The organism is Streptomyces sp. 15-116A (genome assembly GCF_025290915.1).
GTDB lineage: Bacteria > Actinomycetota > Actinomycetes > Streptomycetales > Streptomycetaceae > Streptomyces.
Genome location: NZ_JAOCQE010000043.1, coordinates 1 through 22,895 on the forward strand (window position 1 = coordinate 1; position 22,895 = coordinate 22,895).

Consider the following 22,895-nt stretch of genomic DNA (forward strand, 5'->3'; position numbering starts at 1 on the left):
CGGCGGGCTGACCACTCCCCCGCCCTACGCGCCGTCCGGCCGCCGTCCCAAGAACCGCCGGGCCACCTGGTCCCAGCAGTTCCAGGCGTCGCACGGCTGGAGCGCCGGAGGCACGGGCACCGCGTCGGCCGAGGCCAACGACAAGACGCAGTTCGTGCGCGGCACCCAGTCGGTGCGGGTGACCACCAACGGCACCGGCAAGCAGTCGTACGTCCGCAGGACCGGCATGCCCGCGCTGAACGCCACGGGCAAGATGATCCGGCTGCTGTTCCGCGTCGACGACGTCACCAACCTCGCCAAGATGGTCTTCTACCTGGGCAGCGGCGGGCTGAAGAACTACTTCGCCTGGACCTTCCACGCCCACTCCAAGACCGCGGCGAACTATGTGCAGTCCGGCGAGTGGGTGACGGTCCACCTGCAGTGGGCGGACGTGAACAGCGCGGCCGGCACCTACGCCCTCTCCGCCGCGGGCAAGCCGTCCACGACGACCGGCTTCACCGACATGTCCTTCGCCGTGTACGACAACGCGGGCGGGCCGGTGACGTACCGGCTGCAGGCCGTGGAGCTGATACCGGACACCACCGACGTGTTCCCCAACGGGGTCGTGTCCATCACCTTCGACGACTCCCACAAGTCGATCCACGACCTGGCCCGTCCGATCATGGACTCCTTCGGATTCCCCGGCACGGTCTACAACATCGCCGACGCCATCGGCACCGGGAGCTTCCTGACCGTGGACCAGATGCGGTCCATGCAGAACTTCTCCGGCTGGGAGATGGCCGGGCACTCCTACGCCAACGCGGTGCACACCGCGAGCTACCCGAAGCTGACCGCGGAGGAGGCCGACGAGGACTTCCGCAAGCTGCGGGAGTGGCTGGTGTCCAACGGCTTCACCAGCGAGCACTTCGCCTACCCGCACGGCGCGTTCCAGAAGACCTCGGACGGTGTCCCGGTCGACCTGATCGCGAGCCGGCACTTCACCACCGCACGGTCGATCATCTCCGAGACGATCGAGTCGTTCGCCCCGGCCAACCCGTACCGGCTGAAGTCGCTGACCGGTATCACCGACGGCACGGGCATCGGCGGTACGGCGCTGTCGAAGCTGACGGGCGAGGGCGGCAAGCTCGACCGGTGCGCGGACAGCGGTGACTGGCTGATCCTGTGCCTGCACAAGATCGTCGACGGGACGCCGAAGACCAGCACGGAGATCGGCACGGCGGGGCTCACCACGCTGATGCAGGAGCTCGAGGACCGGGACATCCCGGTGGTGACGGTCGAGGAGGCGATGGCCTACTACAAGTAGGCCCGCGGGGGACATGACGAAGGGGGCGGCCTGAGGGCCGCCCCCTTCGTCATGCTCCTACGGTGCTCACCAGCCGCCGCCCTGGCCGTTCTGCGGCCAGTTCGGGTCCTGGGGATAGGCGCCGCGGTTCTGCGGGTCGCGCTGCTGCGGCGGCCGCTGGTACTGCTGCTGCGGCGGATAGGGCTGCTGGTACGGCTGCTGCTGGTACGCGCCGCCGGGGTGCTGTCCGCCCTGCGGCCACTGCTGGGGGTGGCCGCCGTGACCGGCCGGTGCCTGCGCGGGTGCCGGGGCGGGCGTGCCCCAGCTGACGGGCTGCTGCGGCACGTTCTGGTGGTGCTGCTCGTCGTAGCCGGGCAGCGGCTGCGGCTGGCTGGGGATGTAGGCCGCGCGGGGACGGGTGCGCAGGGCGACGCCCTCCAGGCGCATGAGCTGGAGGGTCTCGGTGACCTTCTTGTCGGAGTAGGGGTCCTCCTCCTCCCAGATCTCCGTCACGTCGGCCTCGTGGTCGCCGCCCACGGACACCTCGACACCGGCCTGGCGGGTGCCCCAGCTGCCCTTGTGCAGGGTGAGCAGGGCGTAGAAGCGCAGCGGGGTCAGCAGGAACAGCTGGATCAGGCCGTACAGCGGGGCCAGCAGGAACATGCCGAACCGCTTGATGAAGCCCATGCCGCGGCGCGGGAAGTCGAGGTAGCGGACGTTGCGCAGATAGCCCATGAGGACCATGAACAGCGCGTAGTCGCCGATGTGGTCGACGAACCGGGCCGGCTGCATGATCGGCAGGATGACCATGGAGTAGAACATGGCCGTGCCGAACACCAGCCACAGGCCGAGTTCCATGCAGGTCAGCCAGAAGGCCGGGCGGTACTTCTTCTGGTGCCGGAAGGCCCACAGGGACTCGCGGAAGAAGGACTTGTTCCAGCGGACCTGCTGGCGCAGGAAGTGCGGCAGCTTCTCGGGCACGGCGGTGTAGCCGACGGCGGTCTCCTGGAAGACCACCTGGCCTTCCATCAGGCAGTAGTTGGTCATGCGGCGGTCGTCGCCGAAGACGGCCGGCTTGCCCAGGAACTGCTGGTTGAGGAAGTCCGGCAGGTACTTGCGCACCAGCGTGCCGCGGTACGCCGACAGGGCGCCGCAGCAGCACAGCACGGACTTCAGCCGGGAGTAGGCGGCCCGCTCGAAGAGGAAGGAGTTGCCGTAGCGCAGGTCCTGCAGGCGGGTGAAGACATTGCTGTCGTGGTTGAGGGCGAGCACCATGCCGGTGGAGGCCATGATCTTCTCGTCGGCCAGCGGCAGCAGCAGCTCGCGCACGGTGTCCCGGGACAGGACCGTGTCGGAGTCCACGCACAGGAAGATGTCCGAGTACGGCGCCGCCTCGAAGCCGAGGGCCAGCGCCTCGCGCTTGCCCTTGTTCTCGGGCTGGATGCTGACGGTGTACTTGACGCCCTTGGCCTCGAACTCGGGCCGCAGCTTCTTCGCGGCCCGGATGCCGCCGGGGTCGGCGCTGCAGTCGTCGATGATGTGGATCTCGTTGGGCAGCCGGCTCTGCGCGAGCAGGGAGCGCATGCCCTGCTCGAACATCACCGGGTCCTCGTTGTAGATCGGGATGACCGCGGTGACCCAGCAGTTCTCGAGGTACTCCAGCTCCTCCCGGCCCGCCTTGGCGGGCCGGTAGAACAGGGCGCCGAACATCTTCAGGGCCAGCAGGCCCATGGCGCCCATCGAGTACAGGTGCAGCGAGTCGGAGTCGAGCCGGGTGGCGATGACCGCCGCGATGGCGATGAAGAAGAAGTACGAGACCTTGAGGTGCCGTCGCTTGCGGTGCGCCCTGCGCCCGTCGGAGTCGACAGCTCCGGGTATGTACGTATCCTCAGTCGTCACAGCTTGACCACCCGGGGATGATCGGCGGACTTGCCCCGGGTGTCGAACAGCTTGCGGGCACGGTCGGCCAGCAGGCCCAGGTCTATCTCCCGGTGCGGCTGAAGCAGGATGGTGAGGTCCGCGTCCTCGGCGGCGGCCAGGTAGTCCTCGGCGCGCTCGACCTGCGTACCGCCGACGGTCCAGCCCTCGACGTGCGGGTCGAAGTAGACGAGTTCGGCACCGCGGGCGATCAGGTTCTCGGCGACCGCCATGGCCGGGCTCTCGCGCTGGTCGGAGATGTCCGGCTTGTAGGTGACGCCGAGCAGCAGGACGCGGGAGCCGCGCACGGCCTTGCCCTCGTCGTTGAGCAGATCGGCGGCGCGGTTGACCACGTGGACGGGCATGCGCTGGTTGATCTCCTGCGCCAGCTCCACGAAGCGGAACGGGATGCCCAGTGAACGCACCTTGTACGACAGGTAGTTGGGGTCGATCGGGATGCAGTGCCCGCCGACGCCGGGGCCGGGGTAGAACGGCGCGAAGCCGAACGGCTTGGTGGAGGCGCAGCGGATGGCGTCCCACAGGTCGACGCCGATCTCGCGGCAGAACATCGACATCTCGTTGACGAGGGCGATGTTCACGTGCCGGTAGGTGTTCTCCAGCAGCTTGGCCATCTCGGCCTCGCGGGTGCCCTTGGCCTCGACCACGCGGGCCACGAAGCGCTCGTAGAGGGCACGGGCGGCCTTGGTGCAGTCGGCGGTGACGCCGCCGACGACCTTGGGGGTGTTCTCCAGGCCGAAGGAGGCGTTGCCCGGGTCGATGCGCTCGGGCGAGAAGGCGAGGTGGAAGTCCTTGCCGACCTTCAGGCCGCCGGCCTCCAGACGGGGGCGTACGACCTCGTCGGTGGTGCCGGGGTAGGTCGTGGACTCCAGGACCACGAGGGTGCCGGGCGTGAGGTGGGCGGCGATGTCCGCCACCGCGGCGTGCACGGCGCCGAGGTCCGGGGAGCCGTACTCGGTGAGCGGCGTGGGCACGCAGATGACGACCGCGGCGGCCTCGGCGATCACCTCGGCGCGGTCGGAGGCGCGGAAGCCCTGCTCGAGCATCGCGCCGACCTCGGCGTCGGTGATGTCGTCGACGTGGGAGCGGCCGGCGTTCAGGCCCTCGACCACGTGACGGCTGCGGTCGAGACCGATCACCTTCAGTCCGGCGGCGGCAGCGGAGCGAGCCAGCGGCAGCCCCACGTAACCGAGTCCGACAACGACAAGATCCGTCGTGGAGGATCTGCTCACGACACCATTCCCCAACCCCGTTGCACGGCCACGGGCAGGCCGGACGCGGGCAGCACGAGCCCCCCACGTAATTCGAACATGTCCGAGGAGGCTAACAGAACCTTCATATTTTCATCCCGCTCACATCAAGTGCGGCTTGTCACGTACAGACTCGTACAACCCTTGACGCATCTGGTGTGTCTCCCGTCACCACAGCCGCATGACCAGGCACACGGTGTGGCCCGGGTCTCAGACCTGCTGCCACGCCCTGAGGGCGAGGCCCGGTTCGTCCTTGCGGCGGGTGATCATCAGGGTCCCGGTGGACGGGGCGAGCGTGGCCGCCACGAGCTGGTCGTTCTCGTCGAGAGCGACGCACACCCGGGCGTCGGCGGGGAGTTGAGGGCCGGACTCGGTCCACCAGGCTCCGGCGGACTCCTGCTCGGTGGGGTACGCGGCGAAGGCGACCCGGCCGCTCGCGGACCGCTGGGCGAGGACGGTGCAGTCGTGGCCCTCGATCACACAGCGCACGGCGGAAACGGGGCCGGGACCGGCCGACGTGAGCAGGGTCACAGGCTTGTCGCCGGGGCGCCAGGCGCACAACTCCCCGCCCTCGTCGGTGAAGTACAGGGTGGTGTGCTCGGCGGAGGTGGCCAGCGCCCGCAACGTGCCCGGCCGGACCGGGACATCGACGCCCTCGGTGGGCAACGGCGGCTTCCCCGGCTCCTCCTGACGCCAGTGCAGAATCCCCCCGGCACCGGCCGCGTACAGCTCGACCCGCCCCGACTCTCCGGTCACGGCCGCCAGTTGGTCCTGGACGCCCTCACCCCCGAGGTCGGCCCAGGCCGCCCAGCCGCCCTTCTCCTTCTGCGTCAGCAGGCTCACGCCTCCGCCCTTGTTCCGCACGAACACGTGCGCCCGCCCCTGGGCGTCGACGGCGACGGCGGGCGCCCCAGTGCGCTCGCCCTTCTTGTCGGGGTGACCGACGGGATTCCAGTCGAGAGCGGCGAGCCGGGGCCGGAAATGCGTGGAGTGCACGAGCCCCGACTCACCCTTCACGGTGGGCCGCCAGGCGACCAGATGCGCATAGCGGTCAGGGCCCTGCCCGACCGACAGCCCAGGATGCAGCCGCTGCTCCCCGCCGACCCTGCGGGGCGGCTCCCAGGGTCCGCCGGGGGCGAGTTCCGCACGGCACAGGGCGGCGTCGTCCGACGGCAGATAGACGATGAGGCGGCCGTCGCGGCCGCGGAGAAGCCAGTCGCCGTTCACCGTTTCACCCTATGCAGCGCGCCTCCCGCCGCGACCCCGGGGGCCCTGCTCACCGGGCGTTCCGTGGGACCCTGGGCCGCATGAACGACACCGCCGCCCTGCTCGTGATCGTCGACGCCGCGAACGTGGTCGGTTCGGTGCCCGACGGCTGGTGGCGCGACCGCAAGGCCGCCACGGAACGCCTCCGCGACAGACTGGCCACCCAGGGCCTGCCGGCCCACGAGGGCCCCCTGGAGATCGTCCTGGTGGTCGAGGGCGCGGCAAGAGGCGTGGAACCCGTACCGGGCGTCCACGTGGAACGGGCCCCGGGCAGCGGGGACGACCACATGGTCACCCTGGTGGCCGAGGCAGCGGGCACCCGCCCGATCCTGGTCGTCACGGCAGACCGCGACCTCCGCCGCCGGGTAACAGAACTCGGCGCGGAGGTCACAGGCCCACGCACGGTACGGGGCTGACTCACCCGGGCGAGCGGTCCGAGGCGAAGGGGCGCGGGGAACTGCGCGACCAGCCACAGCGCACCCGCACCCGCCGACGACCCGGACCACCCCCCACCGAACGCATCACTGCGCATCCGGACCGGGCTTCATCACCTCATCCACAGACGTCTGCTCCCCCTTCGCCAGCCGGCTGTTCCCCCGGCTGTACAGGAAGTAGACGACGATCCCGATCGCCATCCAGATCCCGAACCGCACCCACGTCTCAGCCGGCAGATTCAGCATCAGCCACAACGACGCGGCCACCGAGAGAATCGGCAGGAACGGCACCCACGGCGTCCGGAACGACCGATGCAGATCCGGCCGCGTCTTCCGCAGAATGATCACGCTGATCGCGACGATCACGAAGGCGAACAACGTCCCGATGTTCACCAGCGCCGCCAGCTCGTTCAGCGGAGTGAAGCCCGCGAGGACCGCGATGACCACACCGAGCAGGATCGTCGGACGGTGCGGGGTCTTGAACCGCGGGTGCACCCGCGAGAAGAACCGCGGCAGCAGCCCGTCACGGCTCATCGCGAAGAACACACGGGTCTGACCGAGCAGCAGGATCATGCAGACGGTCGTCAGGCCGACCGCGGCGCCGAAACTGATGAAGCCCGCGAACCAGGGATGCCCGGTCGCCTTGAACGCGTCGGCCAGCGGCGCGTCCACCGACAGCTCGCTGTAGTGCTGCATACCGGTGACGACGATCGACACCAGCACGTACAGCACGGTGCAGATGAACAGCGAGCCGAGGATGCCGCGGGGCATGTCGCGCTGCGGGTTCTTCGTCTCCTCGGCGGCGGTCGCCACAATGTCGAAGCCGATGAACGCGAAGAACACCACCGACGCGGCGGTGAAGATACCCATCACGCCGAAGTTGGACGGCGCCCAGCCGAAGATCAGCTGGATCAGGGGCGCGTCCAGATTCTGGCCCGCCTCCACCGGCTGCGCCTTCGGGATGAACGGGTCGTAGTTGTCGGCGGTGATGAAGAACGCCCCCGCGATGATCACGACGAGCACGACGGTCACCTTGATGGCGACGACGACGGAGGTGACCCGGGCGGACAGCTTCATGCCGAGCACGAGGATGCCGGTGAGCACCAGCACCAGCACGGCCGCGAGGATGTCGAAGCCGAATCCCTCGGCGCCCTCCCGGCTGCCCAGCACCGCGGGCAGCTCCCAGCCCGCGTTGTCCATGAGCGACTGGATGTAGCCCGACCAGCCGACGGCCACCACCGCCGTACCGAGCGCGAACTCCAGCACCAGGTCCCAGCCGATGATCCACGCGGGCAGCTCACCGAGGGAGGCGTACGAGAACGTGTAGGCGGAGCCCGCCACCGGGACGGTGGAGGCGAACTCGGCGTAGCAGAGCGCGGCGAGCGCGCAGACCACACCGGCCACCACGAAGGCCAGGGCCACCGCGGGCCCGGCGTTGTTCTTGGCGACCGTGCCGGTGAGGACGAAGATGCCGGTGCCGATGATGACGCCGACGCCGAAGACCGTCAGATCGAGGGCGGACAAGGATTTCTTGAGCGCGTGCTCCGGTTCCTCGGTGTCGAGGATCGACTGCTCGACGTTCTTCGTCCGGAAGAGGGGGCTGGTCACGGATACCTCCCACGCTTGTCGTCCTCGACATGATCGAGAGGGGGCGTAGGTCGTATGCCCCGGTATCAGCACCCTCACGCAAACGGGCCGCCCTCGCCACTCATCCCAGTGGCGGGGGCGGCCCATCCGGGCGACGCGTGGTGGCGGGTCAGTCGCGGGCGGGCTCCACCGAGTCGACGGCGTCGGCCGCGGAGCGCTCGTACCGGCCGTCGAGCCTGGCGACCAGACCGGTGACCTGACGGGCGATGTCGGGCGCGGTCAGCCCGATCTCGGCGAGCACCTCGGCGCGGGAGGCGTGGTCGAGGAACCGCGGCGGGATGCCGAAGTCGCGCAGCGGTACGTCCACGCCCGCGTCGCGCAGCGCCTGGGCGATGGCGGACCCGACGCCGCCGACGCGCGAGTTGTCCTCGACGGTGACGACCACGCGGTGCCGCTCGGCGAGCGGGGCCATGGCCTCGTCGACGGGCTTGACCCAGCGCGGGTCGACGACGGTGGTGGAGATGCCCTGCTTGTCGAGCAGAGCGGCGATCTCCAGGCACATCGGCGCCAGCGCGCCCACGGACACCAGCAGCACGTCCGGCCGGTCGGTGCCCGGCTCACGCAGCACGTCCATGCCGCCGACGCGCCCCACGGCCGGTACGGCGGGACCGACGGCGCCCTTGGAGAAGCGCACCACGGTCGGCGCGTCATCCACCTCGACGGCCTCCCGCAGCTGCGCGCGCACCTGGTCGGCGTCGCGCGGGGCGGCGAGCCTGAGACCCGGCACCACCTGGAGGATCGACATGTCCCACATGCCGTTGTGGGAGGCGCCGTCGGTGCCGGTGATGCCGGCCCGGTCCAGCACGAAGGTCACGCCGCACTTGTGCAGGGCCACGTCCATCAGGACCTGGTCGAAGGCGCGATTGAGGAAGGTGGCGTACACGGCGAAGACGGGGTGCACGCCCGCGTGGGCGAGGCCGGCGGCGGAGACGGCGCCGTGCTGCTCGGCGATGCCGACGTCGTAGACCCGCTCGGGGAACCGCTTGGCGAACTTCTCGAGGCCGACCGGCTGGAGCATGGCCGCGGTGATGGCGACGATGTCCTCGCGCTCCTCGCCGAGCTTGACCATCTCGTCGCCGAAGACGGACGTCCAGTCGGCGCCGGAGGTGGCGATGGGCAGCCCGGTGTCGGGGTGGATCTTGCCGACGGCGTGGAAGCGGTCGGCCTCGTCCTGGAGGGCGGGCTGGTAGCCGCGGCCCTTCTCGGTGAGGCAGTGCACGATCACCGGCCCGCCGAACCGCTTGGCGCGGGCCAGCGCCGACTCCAGCGCCTCGATGTCGTGGCCGTCGATCGGGCCGACGTACTTCAGGCCCAGGTCCTCGAACATGCCCTGCGGGGCGATGAAGTCCTTCAGCCCCTTCTTCGCGCCGTGCAGCGTGTCGTACAGCGGCCGGCCGACGACCGGGGTGCGCTCCAGGAGGTCCTTGGTGCGGGCCAGGAAGCGCTCGTAGCCGTCGGTGGTCCGCAGGGTCGCGAGATGGTTCGCGAGACCGCCGATGGTCGGCGCGTACGACCGCTCGTTGTCGTTGACGACGATGACGAGCGGGCGGTCCTTGGCGTCGGCGATGTTGTTCAGCGCCTCCCAGGCCATGCCGCCGGTCAGGGCGCCGTCGCCGATCACCGCGACGACGTGGCTGTCGCGCTTCTTCAGCTCGTTGCCCTTGGCGATGCCGTCGGCCCAGCCGAGCACGGTGGAGGCGTGGCTGTTCTCGATGACGTCGTGCTCGGACTCGGCCTGCGAGGGGTAGCCGGACAGGCCGCCCTTCATCTTCAGCTTGGAGAAGTCCTGCCGCCCGGTGAGCAGCTTGTGCACGTACGACTGGTGCCCGGTGTCCCAGAGCACCTTGTCCTTCGGCGACTCGAAGACCCGGTGCAGGGCGATGGTCAGCTCCACCACACCGAGGTTGGGGCCGAGGTGGCCGCCGGTCTTGGAGACCGCGTCGACGAGGAAGGTCCGGATCTCCTGGGCCAGCTGGTTCAGCTCCTCCAGGCTGAGCCGGTCCAGATCGCGCGGTCCCCTGATGCGGGTCAGCAGCGGCACCCGTGCCTCCTTGCAGTAGAGCTGATCGAGCTGTTGCCGGGCTTGTCGAGTCTAATGTTCCGCCCCGCCGCCCGGACTCCGGGCAGTGCGTCATACATCACGCAAACGGCAGTACCCACAACTGTGGCCCGGTGCACCTATAGGCACCGGGCCACAGCAACGCACCTAAAGGGGCGCGGGGAACTGCGCGACCAGCCACAACGGACCGGCAGCGAACGTACTACGCCCGCCCCGCAGTCTTCTGCGTCTTACGAGTGACCGCGTCGATGACCACCGTCGCCAGCAGCACACCACCAGTGATCATGTACTGAACCGGCGAGGCAATACCCTCCAGCGCCAGCCCGTACGTGATCGAGATGATCACCATCACACCGAGCAGCGCGTCCCAGGTCCGCCCCCGCCCACCGAACAGCGACGTACCACCGATCACCGCCGCGGCGATGACGTTCATCAGGAACTCACCGGTACCGGCACCCTGGTTCGCCGAGGCGATCTTCGAGGCGACGAACAGACCACCGATCGCCGCGAACGTCCCGGCGATCGCGAACACCGAGATACGGATCAGCTCCACATTGATACCCGCACGGCGCGACGCCTCGACGCTGCCGCCGAGCGCGTACACCTTGCGGCCGTACGCCGTACGCCGCAGCACGAAGTCCGTGATCACCAGAACCGCGAGGAAGATCACCACGGCCAGCGGCAGGCCCTTGTACTGGTTGAACACGATCGCGACGGCGAACGCCAGGATCGCCAGCAGCACCGTCCGCACGATGATCTCGTTCAGCGGCCGGGACGGCACGCCCGCGGCCTCACGGCGGCGGTTGTCGAAGTACGCGGTGAGGAAGTACCCCGCGGTCGCGACGACCGCCAGGCCGTACGCGGCGGCCACGTCCGAGAAGTAGTAGCTGGTCAGCTTGACGACCAGCCCCTCGGAGTCGAGGTTGATCGTGCCGTTGCTGCCCAGGATCTGCAGCATGAAGCCCTGCCAGAACAGCAGTCCGGCCAGGGTCACGGCGAAGGCGGGCACGCCGATGCGGGCGAAGATGAAGCCGTGGATGGCGCCGGCCACCGTGCCGGTGAGGACCGCCAGCACCAGGGCCAGCACCTCGTTCATCCCGTGGGTGACGCTCAGCACCGCGAAGGTGGCGCCCGCGACACCGCTGACCGAGCCGACCGACAGGTCGATCTCGCCGAGCAGCAGGACGAAGACGATACCGACGGCGATCATGCCCGTGCCGACCATGGCGATCGACATGTCGGAGAAGTTGCCGGCGGTGAGGAAGTTGGAGTTCAGGCTGGTGAAGATCGCCCAGATGATCAGCAGGCCGATCACGACGGGGATGGAGCCGAGGTCTCCGGCCTTCATCTTCCGCTTGAACTCGGTGACGTAGCCCTTCAGGCCCTGCTCGCGCACCAGCAGCCGGGGGTCGACGACCGTGACCGCGGCCTTGGCCGCCTCGGGGTTCTCCACGACGTGGTCCTCGGCGGGGGTGGTGGTCTTGTCGGTGCTCATTTCTTGATCTCCCCATTGGTGCGCGCCGCACGACGGGTCACGGCGTTGTCCGTGGCGCCCGTGATGGCGGAGATGATCTCTTCCTGCGAGGTCGACTTGACCTCGAAGACGCCGTTGTTGCGGCCGAGGCGCAGCACGGCGACCTTGTCCGCCACGGCCTTGACGTCGGCCATGTTGTGGCTGATCAGGATGACCGCGTGGCCGCGCTCGCGCAGTCGCTCGACCAGGTCGAGGACCTGGGCGGTCTGCTCGACGCCGAGGGCGGCGGTGGGCTCGTCGAGGATCACCAGCTTGGGCTCGCCGAGCATGGACCGGGCGATGGCCACGACCTGGCGCTGACCGCCGGAGAGCGAGGCGATCGGGATACGGACGCTGGGGATGCGGATCGAGAGGGTGTCGAGGAGCTCGCGGGAGCGGCGCTCCATCTCCACCTCGTCCAGGACGCCGCGCCTGCGGATCTCCCGGCCGAGGAAGAGGTTGCCGACGACATCGATGTTGTCGCACAGCGCGAGGTCCTGGTACACCGTCGCGATGCCCAGGTTCTGGGCGTCGTGCGGCTTGCCGATCTGGACGGACCTGCCCTCCCACTCGATGACGCCCTCATCGATGGGGTGCACGCCGGCGATCGTCTTGACCAGCGTGGACTTTCCGGCACCGTTGTCGCCGACCAGGGCGACCACCTCACCGGCGTGGACCTCAAGCTCTACGTCGGTGAGCGCCTGAACGGCACCGAACCGCTTGGAGACCCCGCGCAACGCCAGCACGGGCGTAGCGGACACGTGAACCATCTCCTTCGCCGCCTGACCCGGCGGGAGGTTGTGCAGAAGTTTGGGGGGTGTGCGGGGATTCCCGCGGGTGTTCCGTCCGGCGCCCCGCGTAGCTTGCGGGGCTGGTGTGTGCGGGGCGCCGGCGGAGACTCGTGGTCCTCGGTCCCGTACGGGAGTCCGCGGACGGGCTCCCGTACGTCTAGGGGACCTCGGGACTGCTTACTTCAGACCGATCTTGTCGCAGGCGGCCTTGTACTTGCCCGCGCAGATCTCGTCGATGGTGTAGACGCCGTCCTTGATCACGGTGTCCTTGATGTTGTCCTGGGTCAGCGAGACGACCGGGACCAGGACCGACGGGATGCCCTTGGTGGTGGGGCTGTCGACCTTGTCCTTGGCGATGGAGTCGAGCGACTTGCCCTGGGCGAGCGCGACGGCCATCTCCGCGGCGGCGTCGGCCTCCGGGGCGTACGGCTTGTAGACGCTCATGTACTGCTCACCGGTGACGATGCGCTGCACACCCGCGAGCTCGGCGTCCTGGCCGGTGACCGGAATGTCGTCGATGCCGGCGGCCTTCAGGGCGGTGATGATGCCGCCCGCCATGCCGTCGTTGGCGGAGTAGACGCCGACGATCTTGTCCTTGCCGAGGGCGGAGATGGCGCCCTCCATGTTGGAGTTGGCGTTCTCCGGCTTCCACTCCTTGGTGTCGTACTCGCGGCCGATCTTGACCTTGCCGTCGAGGACGGAGTGGGCGCCTTCCTTGAACTGGGCGGCGTTCGGGTCGGTGGAGGACCCGTTCATCATGACGATCTGGCCGTCCTTGGCCTTGTCGCCGAGCGCCTTGAGGAGGGCCTCGCCCTGGGTCTTGCCGACGGTGACGTTGTCGAACGAGGTGTAGGCGTCGATCGGGCCCTCGGCCAGGCGGTCGTAGGCGACGACCGGGATGCCGGCGTCCTTGGCCTTCTTCACCGAGCCGGCGATGGCCTTGGAGTCCACCGCGTCCACGATCAGCACGTCGACCTTGTTGGTCACCATGGTGTCGACCTGCTGGTTCTGCAGGCTGGCGTCCTGCTTGGCGTTGGCGTAGACGACCTCGGCCTTGTTGTTCGTGAGCTCCTTGACCTTCTTCTCGATCAAGGGCTTGTCGAACTTCTCGTAGCGCGCGGTCTGGTTCTCCGGCAGGAGCAGACCGACCTTGATGTTGTCGCCCTTGGCGGCCGCCGAGCCGCCGTTGTCCTTCTTGTCGCCCGACTCCTTGGCGCTGCCACAGGCGGCCAGCGAGACGGCCATCGCGCCCGCGGCGATGGCAACGGCGGCACGACGCATACGTGCGTTCACTTTCCAAACCTCCCTGACGAGGCCGCGTCGTTGCGGCCGAGGTGGATGGAAGTCAACTCGGCCACCTGTGCGACGTCAAGAAGTAAATCCTTAACGAGATGGCAACGGTGCCATCCGTTCTCTAAGTGAAGGCAGGTGCAGCGGCCATCGGTGACCCGGCGGCGGCCCCGTCCAGAAGGGTCGAATCGCCCATCTCGCTCAGTGCGAGGGCGAGCGCTCCGAGGACCTCCGCGCGGCCCCCAAGTGCCCCGGGGAGAACGGACAGTTGGCGCGCCGCACTGGGGATCGCATAGCGGCCGACGGACTCCCTGATCGGCCCGAGCACCAGCTCACCGGCCTCGGCGAGATCACCGCCGAGGACGACCCGGCTCGGGTTCAGCAGATTGCAGAGATTGGCGACTCCACTGCCGACATGGCGGCCGACGTCGGCGATCACCCGACGACAGCCCGGGTCACCGTCCCGCGCCAGCCGTACGACGCCCTCCATGGTCAGATCCGTGCCGTGGCTGGACTGGAGCAGCGGGAGCACATAGCGGGCCGCCGCGAAGGTCTCCAGGCAGCCGCGGTTGCCGCAGCGGCAGACGGGGCCGGACTCGTCGAGTGTAATATGCCCGATTTCTCCGGCGGTGCCGCCGGGCCCCCGGTAGATCTTCCCGTCGATCACCAGACCCGCGCCGACACCGCTCGCGACCTTGATGTACGCCAGGTCGCGCACGCCCCGGCCGCTGCCCCAGACCATCTCGCCGAGGGCGCCCAGGTTGGCGTCGTTATCCACGTGCACCGGCACGCCGAGGCGCCCCCGCAGCTCCTCGGCGGGCCTGGCGCCGGTCCAGCCGGGCAGGATCGCGGTCGAGCCGAGACTGCCGGACTCCACGTCGATCGGCCCGGGGACGCCCAGACCGATGCCGGCGATCTTGGCGCGGTCCACGCCGGTCGCCTCCAGCAGCCGGTTGACCAGCTGTTCCGCCCGGTCGAAGCCCTGGGTGGCGGAGGCATCCACGTCCAGCGGCTCGGACTCCTCGGCCAGCACCTGGTGGGCGAGGTTCCCGATCGCGACACGCAGATGAGTGTGCCCGAAATCCACGCCGATCACGATGCCGGCGTCGCCGCTCAGCGACACCGCGCGGGCCCGGCGACCGCCCGCCGAGGTGGGCGTGACCTCGACCGTTCCGCTGTCCTTCAGTTCCCGCACGATGTTGGAGACCGTCGCCGCGGACAGGCCCGTCGTCCTCGCGATCTCCGCCTGGGTGAGGGAACCCGCAAGACGTACTGCTCGGACCACCCGCTCCAGGTTGGCTCGGTGCAGCGACGACTGCGACCCCGGAGTCTCCACGACGACCTCCTGCGCGCGGGGCCGCTTCGGTGAGGCCCCGTTCATGTCCAACTAGTGAACTCTAAGCTGAGCCGTTCGGGTTGCCTCCCGTCAAGAGGTTGAACCGTTTCGACGCTCTTCCGCGAGGACGGTCACATACACACACGCCGCTCCCCGGAGAGGGAGCGGCGTGTGTGGGAGCGGTTCCGCAGCGTGACGGGACGCGCGGCGGTGGGCGTCAGCGGAAGGTGCCCTGCGACACCGAACCGGCGATCCGCCGCTGGAAGACGCAGTACACGATCAGTACGGGCACGACCGTGACCACGATCGCCGCGAACAGCGCGCCGTAGTCGATGTCGTAGACCTGCGAGGACGCGTAGGCGGCCATGCCCTGGGTGAGGACCCACATGTCCTGGTCGGTGTTGAGCGCCACCGGCAGCAGGAACTGGTTCCACAGGCCCAGGAAGTTGAAGATCGCCACCGCCGCCATGCCCGGACGGGCCATGGGCAGCATCACCTGGAAGAACGCCCGCCAGTCCCCGGCGCCGTCGATCAGCGCGGCCTCGTACACGTCGTGCGGCAGCGACCGGAAGAACGAATAGAGGAAGAACACCGTGAACGGCAGCGCGAACGCGACATAGGTGAGGATCAGTCCGGGACGCGTGTTCAGCAGCCCGAAGTTCTGCAACTGGAAGAAGAGCGGAACGATCGCCAGGAAGACCGGGAACGTCAGGCCGGCGAGCATCAGGTAGTAGATCAGCCGGCGGCCGGGGAACTCGAACCGGGCGAGAATGTAGGCGCACATCGCGCCGAGCAGCATCACCAGGAACAGTGCCGACACCACGACGATCACGGAATTCAGGAAGTACTTCCCGATGCTCGCGTCGGTCCACGCGTTCGCGTAGTTCTCGATCCGCCACTTGTCCGGCAGCGAGAACGGCGACGAGAGAATCTCGCCGGTCGATTTGAACGACGACATCAGCACCCACAGCATGGGCACGATCACGATCACGGACCACACGATCAGCAGCGCGTGCGAGATCGTCGCGAAGGTACGGTCGCTGGTCGCGGTGACGCGCGTCAGCTTCCGGTCGTTCGCCGGTTTCCCGTCACTGACCTGCTTCCGGTCGGCGGCAATGACGCTCACCGGGCACCTCCCTCGGCTGCGGCACGCCGAGCCTTCAACCCAGGTGCTTTCCTCTTGCTCTCGCCCTCGCCGCCGCCCGTGAGGCGGTTGACGAGGAACACCAGCGCCGCGAACACCAGGGTGACGACGGCGAGGACGACGCCCATCGCGGTGGCGTAGCCGAACTGCTGCTTGGCGAAAGCGACGTTGAACAGACGCTGGCTGATCGTCAGGGTCGAGTTGTCCGGGCCGCCGTTCGGCACCATCGCCTGGACGTAGACGAACGCGTCGAGGGCGGCGATGCCCAGGTAGATGTACGCCGTCTGCACGCTGTCCCGGATCGCCGGCAGGGTGATCGAGACCGTGGTGCGCAGCCGGCCAGCCCCGTCGATCCTCGCCGCCTCGTACAGCTCGGCGGGAACGCCCTTGATCGCGGCGATGAAGAGCACCGCGTAGAACCCGACGAGCCCCCAGACGAAGACGAACATCACGGCCGGCATCGCGGTCGCCTTCTCGCCCAGCCACGCGAACGTGTCGAACTGGTCGAGGCCGAGGCCGGTGAGGACGCCGTTGAGCAGGCCGGCGTTCGGGTCGTACATCTGCGCCCAGATCAGACCGACGATGATCGCCGGCACGACGTAGGGGAAGAACGAGATGATCCGGTAGAACGACGCTCCCCGGATCCCCCGGACGGGGCCCTTGCTCGGCCCGCCCAGGGTGACGGCCACGGCGACCCCGAGGGCGAGTGTCAGCGTCACCAGCGGCACGAAGGCCGCGAGGAGTGCGACGTTGCGCAACGCCTTCATGAAGATGTCGTCCTCGAGCATCTTCGTGAAGTTGTCGAGGCCGACGAAGTTGTAGTCCGGGCTGAAGCCGCGCCAGTCGGTCATCCCCCAGAAGATCGCCTGGCCGAACGGGATCAGGACGAAGATCACGAAGATGGCCAGCGGGACACCGAGGAACGCGAGGAAGAACGTCACCCGGTCGAACGTGAGCTTGCGGCGCCGTGGCCGCCCGCCGCGAGCGGCCGGCTCGGGCCGGCGGCTCGCGGTCTCGGCAGTGGGGATCGTGTCTTTCATCGCGGTGCTAGCTGACCTTGACCTTGTCGACGGAGTCGTCTTCCCGGACCTTGTCGGAGATCTTCTGCAGGGCCGAGGTCAGCCCCTTGCCGTCGAGGTCACCGGCGAGGAACGAGTTGAACGGCACCAGCTGGTCGGTGTTCATCCCGTAGGTCTCGACGAACATGTAGTTGAAGATGTTGGTGCCCGCGGCCTCCAGCATCTTCGTCTGCGAGACGAGGGCCGTCGACCCGTAACCGTCGGCGGGCACGGTGCCCTTGACGATCGTCGGGGCCAGCTTCGTCCTGGAGAAGTTGGCGGCCGCCTTCTCCGACAGCATCGCCCGCAGCACCTCCTTGCCGCCGGCCGGGTTCTTGCCCTGCTTGGGCACGATGAACGGCTCGCCGGCGGCCGCGCGGAGCGACTCGTAGGGCAGCTGCGGCTTGTCGGTGAGCGTCATCGACGGGAAGCCGGTCATCTGGAAGTCCGCCTTGGTGGCCTTCTTCATCTCGTTCTCGATCCAGCCACCGGACGGGTAGAGCAGCGCCTTCTGGTCGTTGCTCCAGATCGCCTGCGCCTTCTGGAACTGGGTGCCGGAGCCGCCGGGGACGAACATCTTCTGCTTCACCATGGTCTCCATGACCTTGATGACGCCCTGGATGGCCGGGTGCGACCAGCAGCCCTTCTCCAGGTTCTCCAGGGCGAGCCGGACCTCGTCACCGCCCTCCTTGATCGCCGAGTCGATCAGGAGCGTGCGGTAGTAGGTCGCCGCCTCCTTGCCGTGGACGAAGAGGTACTTGCCCTTCTTCTTCGCCTTCTGGCCGAGGTCGAGCGCCTCGTCCCAGGTCTTCGGCGGGGTCCAGTCGTTCTCCTCGAAGAGCGTCTTCGAGTACCAGACGCCGTACACGGTCATCACGTAGTTGAGCGCGACGAACTTGTCCTTGAACGTGCCGGGGGCCTTGACACCGGGGTAGACGATGTCGGCGATCTTCTTGCCCTCGTAGGTGCTGGCCTCGAAGAGGTCGTCGAGCTCCTCCAGCTGGTCGAGGATGCCGAGGAAGCCGATCTGGTCCTCACCGGAGTTGTCGATGAGGTCCGGCGGGTTGCCGCCGACGAAGCGGGGCTGGAGCTCGGGGGCGATGTCGACGACCGGCTTGACCTCGACCTTGAGGCCCTTGATCTGGCTGCCGAGCACCTGGTTGGTGTAGTCGACGTAGTCGGTGCCGTAGCCGCCGTCGAAGATGGCCGCCTCGACCTTGGAGTTCTCGGCGACACCGAACGGGTTCTTGGCGCTCTTCTCGCCCTTCGGGCCGCCGTCGCCTTCGTTGCCGTTGCTGGAGGGAGAGCCACACGCGACCGCGAACGAGCCCATCGCCGCGGTGGCGATGGCCCCGCGCAGGAGCGTCCGCCTGTCAAGAGAGCCGGCACGAATGGTCATCTCTGCATCCTCACTGATCGATTGGATCTGTACGGGTGTGCTGCGTGTGGGGGGCGTTGTCGCCGTCGTCTCGGAGCCGCGGTGCGGCGCCGATGATCAGCTGAGCGATGCCGGCACAACAGTCGCCGGGGCCGGAGCGGCGGTCGCGCTCCGCCTGATCGGATCGCGATGGCCTACGCCGGTGGTGGATCCCATGCTCAAGTCCTCGCCTTCTCCAGGACTCAGGCGGTGAACCGGATCCTCCCCGGCACCGCGTTCGGGTCAAGCTGGGTCGTGCAGGAAGTGCGGTGATGCTGGACGTTCTCGGTGATACGTCGATGATGATCGGGTGCTGTGAAGATGCCCCGGAGTGCCGACAGGTATAGTCCACTTCCCGCCAACGGAGCAAGATCGAATGCAAGGTTCCCCTTGGGTCTTTTCCGAGTTGAGACCTCCCGGAAATATGTGCGACCAGCACGCTTCTCGGCGGAAATATCCAGGACTCCGAGCCCGAATGCCGCATTCAACACCTTGACACCATGGGCCACTTGACCCACTACTGTTCCTTGCGCAGTGATGTTGACAACGTTGTCCCGGCGCAGGGAGGGTGCTCGCGCATGCTGCAGGGAGTTCGGCACAGAGGCCGGCACAGATGGAGTACGGCGGTCGTCGCGGCGACCGCCTTCGCTTTGGCGGTGGGCTCCCAGGGCGCCACCGTGGCCCTCCCCGGGGCCCCGGCGAAGACGGACCGCGCCTTCGCCTCGTCCTTCGAGTCGGGCGACCCGGCCCCGGACTGGGTGAACACCGTCGAGACCGCACCCGGCGGCGGCAAGCGCGCCTCGGGGGTCGACGGCGGGTACAGCAGCGGCATTCCGGGCAATGTGACCGACCGGGTCACCGATGTGCGGGCGAGCGGCGAGAACCCCGGCGGCGGGGAGGTGAAGGAGAACCTCGTCGACGGCGAGCCCAGCACCAAGTGGCTGACGTTCGAGCCCACCGGCTGGGCCGAGTTCGACCTGGACGAACCGGTCAAGGTGACCCGGTACGCCCTCACCTCGGCCAACGACCACGCCGAACGCGACCCTCAGGACTGGACGCTGAAGGGCTCGGCGGACGGCAAGGAGTGGACGACCCTCGACACCCGGACGGGTGAGACCTTCGCCGAGCGGTTCCAGACGAAGGTCTACGACCTCGACGCCTCCGCCGTCGCCGAGTACCGGCACTTCCGGCTGGAAGTCTCCAAGAACGGTGGCGGCGGCATCCTCCAGCTCGCCGACGTGCAGTTCTCCACGGGCGGCGAGGACGGGCCGGTGCCGCCGGACATGCTCTCGCTGGTCGACCGCGGCCCGAGCGGATCGCCGACGGCCAAGGCGGGCGCCGGATTCACCGGAAAGCGTGCCCTGCGTTACGCCGGCCGGCACACCGCCGACGGCCGGGCCTACTCGTACAACAAGGTCTTCGACGTCGACGTGAAGGTCGAGCGGGACACCCGGCTGTCGTACCGGATCTTCCCGTCGATGGCCGACGGCGACCTCGACTACGACGCCACCAACGTCTCCGTGGACCTCGCCTTCACCGACGGCACGTATCTGAGCGACCTGCGGGCGACCGACCAGCACGGCTTCCCGCTCACCCCGCGCGGGCAGGGCGCGGCGAAGGTGCTCTACGTCAACCAGTGGAACAACGTGGTCTCCCGGATCGGCTCGGTGGCCCGCGGCAAGACCGTCGACCGGATCCTGGTGGCGTACGACTCCCCCGAGGGCCCGGCGAAGTTCCGCGGCTGGCTGGACGACGTGACGCTGAAGCCGGTCGCGCCCGAGCGGCCGAAGGCCCATCTGTCGGACTACGCGATCACCACCCGGGGCACCAACTCCAGCGGCGGTTTCTCGCGCGGCAACAACTTCCCGGCGACCGCCGTGCCGCACGGCTTCAACTTCTGGACGCCGGTGACCAACGCCGGTTCGCTGAGCTGGCTGTACGACTACGCGCGCGGCAACAACGCGGACAACCTGCCGACGATCCAGGCGTTCAGCGCGAGTCACGAGCCGAGCCCCTGGATGGGTGACCGCCAGACCTTCCAGGTGATGCCCTCGGCCGCGTCCGGCACCCCGGACCTCGGCCGTGAGGCCCGCGAGCTGGCCTTCCGGCACGAGAACGAGACCGCCCGGCCGTACTACTACGGGGTGCGCTTCGAGAACGGCCTGAAGGCCGAGATGGCGCCCACCGACCACGCGGCGGCGCTGCGCTTCACCTACCCCGGCGACGACGCGAGCGTGCTGTTCGACAACGTCACCGACCAGGCGGGCCTGACGCTCGACCAGGAGAACGGGATCGTCAGCGGCTACTCGGACGTGAAGTCCGGTCTGTCGACGGGCGCGACCCGGCTGTTCGTGTACGGCGAGTTCGACAAGAAGGTCACCGGCGGCTCGGCGAGCGGCGTCAAGGGCCATCTGCGCTTCGACGCGGGCGCCGACCGCACGGTGACGCTGCGGCTGGCCACCTCGCTGATCAGCGTCGACCAGGCGAAGGACAACCTGCGCCAGGAGCTGCCCGCGAGCCGGTCCTTCGAGTCGGTCAAGCAGAGCGCCCAGCGGCAATGGGACAAGCTGCTCAGCAAGGTCGAGGTCGAGGGCGCCACGCCGGACCAGCTGACCACGCTCTACTCCAGCCTCTACCGGCTGTACCTCTACCCGAACTCGGGCTTCGAGAAGGTGGACGGCCGGTACAAGTACGCCTCGCCGTTCTCGAAGATGCCGCAGCCGGACACCCCGACGCACACAGGCGCGAAGATCGTGGACGGCAAGGTGTACGTCAACAACGGCTTCTGGGACACCTACCGGACCACCTGGCCCGCGTACTCCTTCCTCACCCCGTCCAAGGCCGGTGAGCTGGTCGACGGTTTCGTGCAGCACTACAAGGACGGCGGCTGGACCTCCCGCTGGTCCTCCCCCGGCTACGCGGACCTGATGACCGGCACCTCCTCGGACGTGGCGTTCGCGGACGCGTACGTCAAGGGCGTCGACTTCGACGCGGAGGCGGCGTACGACGCGGCCGTGAAGAACGCCACCGTGGTGCCGCCGTCCTCCGGTGTGGGCCGCAAGGGCATGGCCACCTCGCCGTTCCTCGGCTACACCTCCACCGAGACGCACGAGGGCCTGTCGTGGGCGCTGGAGGGCTACCTCAACGACTACGGCATCGCGAAGATGGGCGAGGCGCTCTTCAAGAAGACCGGCAAGAAGCGCTACCAGGAGGAGTCCGCGTACTTCCTCGACCGCGCGCAGGACTACGTCAACCTCTTCGACGCGAAGGCCGGCTTCTTCCAGGGCAAGGACGCGAAGGGCGACTGGCGGGTCGAGTCCGAGAAGTACGACCCGCGCGTGTGGGGGTACGACTACACCGAGACCAACGGCTGGGGCTACGCCTTCACCGCCCCGCAGGACAGCCGGGGCCTGGCCAACCTGTACGGCGGGCGGGGCGGCCTCGGTGACAAGCTCGACGAGTACCTCTCCACTCCGGAGACGGCCTCCGCGGACTTCGTCGGCTCCTACGGCGGTGTCATCCACGAGATGACCGAGGCGCGGGACGTGCGGATGGGCATGTACGGGCACTCCAACCAGGTCGCCCACCACGCCCTGTACATGTATGACGCGGCCGGGCAGCCCTGGAAGACGCAGAAGAACGTGCGCGAGGTGCTGTCCCGGCTCTACACCGGCAGCGAGATCGGGCAGGGCTACCACGGCGACGAGGACAACGGCGAGCAGTCGGCCTGGTATCTGTTCTCCGCGCTCGGCTTCTACCCGCTGGTGATGGGCAGCGGCGAGTACGCCATCGGCTCCCCGCTGTTCAAGAAGGCGACCGTGCACCTGGAGAACGGGCGCGAACTGGTGGTGAAGGCGCCGAGGAACAGCGCGGCGAACGTGTACGTGCAGGGCCTGAAGGTCAACGGCAAGCGCTGGAACGCCACTTCGCTCCCCCACGCGCTGATCGCGAAGGGCGGTGTCCTGGAGTTCGACATGGGACCGCGCCCGTCGTCGTGGGGCACGGGCAAGGACGCGGCGCCGGTGTCGATCACCCAGGACGACAAGGTGCCGAGCCCGCGCAAGGACGTGATCAAGGGCGAGGGTCCCCTGTTCGACGACACCTCGGAGACCGGCGCCACGGTGACGACCGTCGACCTGCCGGTCACCGGGGAGACGAAGGCGGTGCAGTACACGCTGACCTCCTCGGACCCGGCGAAGGCGCCCACGGGGTGGGTGCTCCAGGGGTCGGCCGACGGGACGACGTGGAAGGACCTGGACGAGCGGTCCGGGGACGCGTTCCGGTGGGAGCGGCAGACACGGGCCTTCTCGATCGCGGAGGCGGGGGCGTACCGCCACTACCGGCTGGTGCTGAGCGGTGAGGCGGCGCTGACGGAGGTGGAGTTGCTGGGCTGACGATCCGATCCGGTGTGAGGCGGGTTCGGGCCCTCTGGCCCCGGACCCGCCTCTTCGCGTGCGGGCCCGGTCGCGGGGC

The 22,895-nt window shown here is 68.5% G+C and carries 15 protein-coding genes; 3 read left to right on the forward strand and 12 right to left on the reverse strand.

Annotation, left to right across the window (positions count from 1 at the left end):
* The coding region (locus tag N4P33_RS10810; RefSeq protein WP_260826128.1) for a polysaccharide deacetylase family protein at positions 1-1,303 on the forward strand (1,303 nt) is incomplete at its 5' end.
* A 66-nt stretch (positions 1,304-1,369) separates the two neighbouring features.
* On the opposite strand, the gene N4P33_RS10815 is transcribed toward N4P33_RS10810, so the two are convergent.
* The 3 genes from N4P33_RS10815 to N4P33_RS10825 all read right to left on the reverse strand — a co-directional run bounded on the left by N4P33_RS10815 (position 1,370) and on the right by N4P33_RS10825 (position 5,694).
* Positions 1,370-3,181 (reverse strand): glycosyltransferase, encoded by a 1,812-nt coding sequence (locus tag N4P33_RS10815; RefSeq protein WP_260826130.1) that lies wholly within the window; start codon positions 3,179-3,181, stop codon positions 1,370-1,372.
* Positions 3,178-4,449 carry a nucleotide sugar dehydrogenase gene (locus tag N4P33_RS10820; protein ID WP_260826131.1) on the reverse strand — a complete coding sequence of 424 codons (1,272 nt, stop codon included), beginning with the start codon at positions 4,447-4,449 and terminating at the stop codon, positions 3,178-3,180. The genes N4P33_RS10815 and N4P33_RS10820 overlap by 4 nt, the downstream gene beginning before the upstream one ends.
* A 228-nt stretch (positions 4,450-4,677) precedes the next feature.
* A complete protein-coding gene (locus N4P33_RS10825) occupies positions 4,678-5,694 on the reverse strand; it encodes a hypothetical protein (RefSeq protein WP_260826132.1) in 1,017 nt (338 codons plus the stop codon).
* A gap of 80 nt (positions 5,695-5,774) precedes the next feature.
* On the opposite strand from N4P33_RS10825, the gene N4P33_RS10830 reads away from it, so the two are divergent.
* Positions 5,775-6,149 carry an NTP pyrophosphohydrolase gene (locus tag N4P33_RS10830; RefSeq protein ID WP_260826133.1) on the forward strand — a complete coding sequence of 125 codons (375 nt, stop codon included), beginning with the start codon at positions 5,775-5,777 and terminating at the stop codon, positions 6,147-6,149.
* A 105-nt stretch (positions 6,150-6,254) separates the two neighbouring features.
* Here N4P33_RS10830 and N4P33_RS10835 read toward each other — a convergent pair whose 3' ends face one another.
* The 9 genes from N4P33_RS10835 to ngcE all read right to left on the reverse strand — a co-directional run bounded on the left by N4P33_RS10835 (position 6,255) and on the right by ngcE (position 18,338).
* Positions 6,255-7,775 carry an amino acid permease gene (locus N4P33_RS10835; protein WP_260826134.1) on the reverse strand — a complete coding sequence of 507 codons (1,521 nt, stop codon included), beginning with the start codon at positions 7,773-7,775 and terminating at the stop codon, positions 6,255-6,257.
* A 148-nt stretch (positions 7,776-7,923) separates the two neighbouring features.
* Entirely contained in the window at positions 7,924-9,855 is a 1,932-nt protein-coding gene (gene dxs / locus N4P33_RS10840) for a 1-deoxy-D-xylulose-5-phosphate synthase (protein ID WP_260826135.1), read from the reverse strand.
* A 220-nt stretch (positions 9,856-10,075) separates the two neighbouring features.
* A complete protein-coding gene (locus N4P33_RS10845; RefSeq protein ID WP_260826136.1) occupies positions 10,076-11,368 on the reverse strand; it encodes a sugar ABC transporter permease in 1,293 nt (430 codons plus the stop codon).
* Positions 11,365-12,156: an ATP-binding cassette domain-containing protein gene (locus N4P33_RS10850; protein ID WP_260826137.1), complete on the reverse strand. Its 792-nt coding sequence runs from the start codon at positions 12,154-12,156 to the stop codon at positions 11,365-11,367. Before N4P33_RS10850 ends, N4P33_RS10845 begins: the two co-directional genes overlap by 4 nt.
* 198 nt (positions 12,157-12,354) lie before the next feature.
* Positions 12,355-13,458: a sugar ABC transporter substrate-binding protein gene (locus N4P33_RS10855; RefSeq protein WP_260826153.1), complete on the reverse strand. Its 1,104-nt coding sequence runs from the start codon at positions 13,456-13,458 to the stop codon at positions 12,355-12,357.
* Between the two features lie 133 nt (positions 13,459-13,591).
* The gene (locus N4P33_RS10860) at positions 13,592-14,803 is read right to left on the reverse strand and encodes an ROK family transcriptional regulator (protein ID WP_260826138.1); all 1,212 of its coding nucleotides are present in this window, start codon (positions 14,801-14,803) and stop codon (positions 13,592-13,594) included.
* Positions 14,804-15,020: 217 nt separating this feature from the next.
* The gene (locus N4P33_RS10865; RefSeq protein WP_260826139.1) at positions 15,021-15,929 is read right to left on the reverse strand and encodes a carbohydrate ABC transporter permease; all 909 of its coding nucleotides are present in this window, start codon (positions 15,927-15,929) and stop codon (positions 15,021-15,023) included.
* Positions 15,926-16,987 carry a carbohydrate ABC transporter permease gene (locus tag N4P33_RS10870; RefSeq protein ID WP_260826140.1) on the reverse strand — a complete coding sequence of 354 codons (1,062 nt, stop codon included), beginning with the start codon at positions 16,985-16,987 and terminating at the stop codon, positions 15,926-15,928. The genes N4P33_RS10865 and N4P33_RS10870 overlap by 4 nt, the downstream gene beginning before the upstream one ends.
* Before the next feature lie 7 nt (positions 16,988-16,994).
* A complete protein-coding gene (gene ngcE / locus N4P33_RS10875; RefSeq protein ID WP_313904499.1) occupies positions 16,995-18,338 on the reverse strand; it encodes an N-acetylglucosamine/diacetylchitobiose ABC transporter substrate-binding protein in 1,344 nt (447 codons plus the stop codon).
* 662 nt (positions 18,339-19,000) lie between these two features.
* Between ngcE and N4P33_RS10880 the strand changes: the two genes are divergently transcribed.
* Positions 19,001-22,816 (forward strand): GH92 family glycosyl hydrolase, encoded by a 3,816-nt coding sequence (locus tag N4P33_RS10880; protein ID WP_260826142.1) that lies wholly within the window; start codon positions 19,001-19,003, stop codon positions 22,814-22,816.
* Positions 22,817-22,895: the final 79 nt, after the last annotated feature.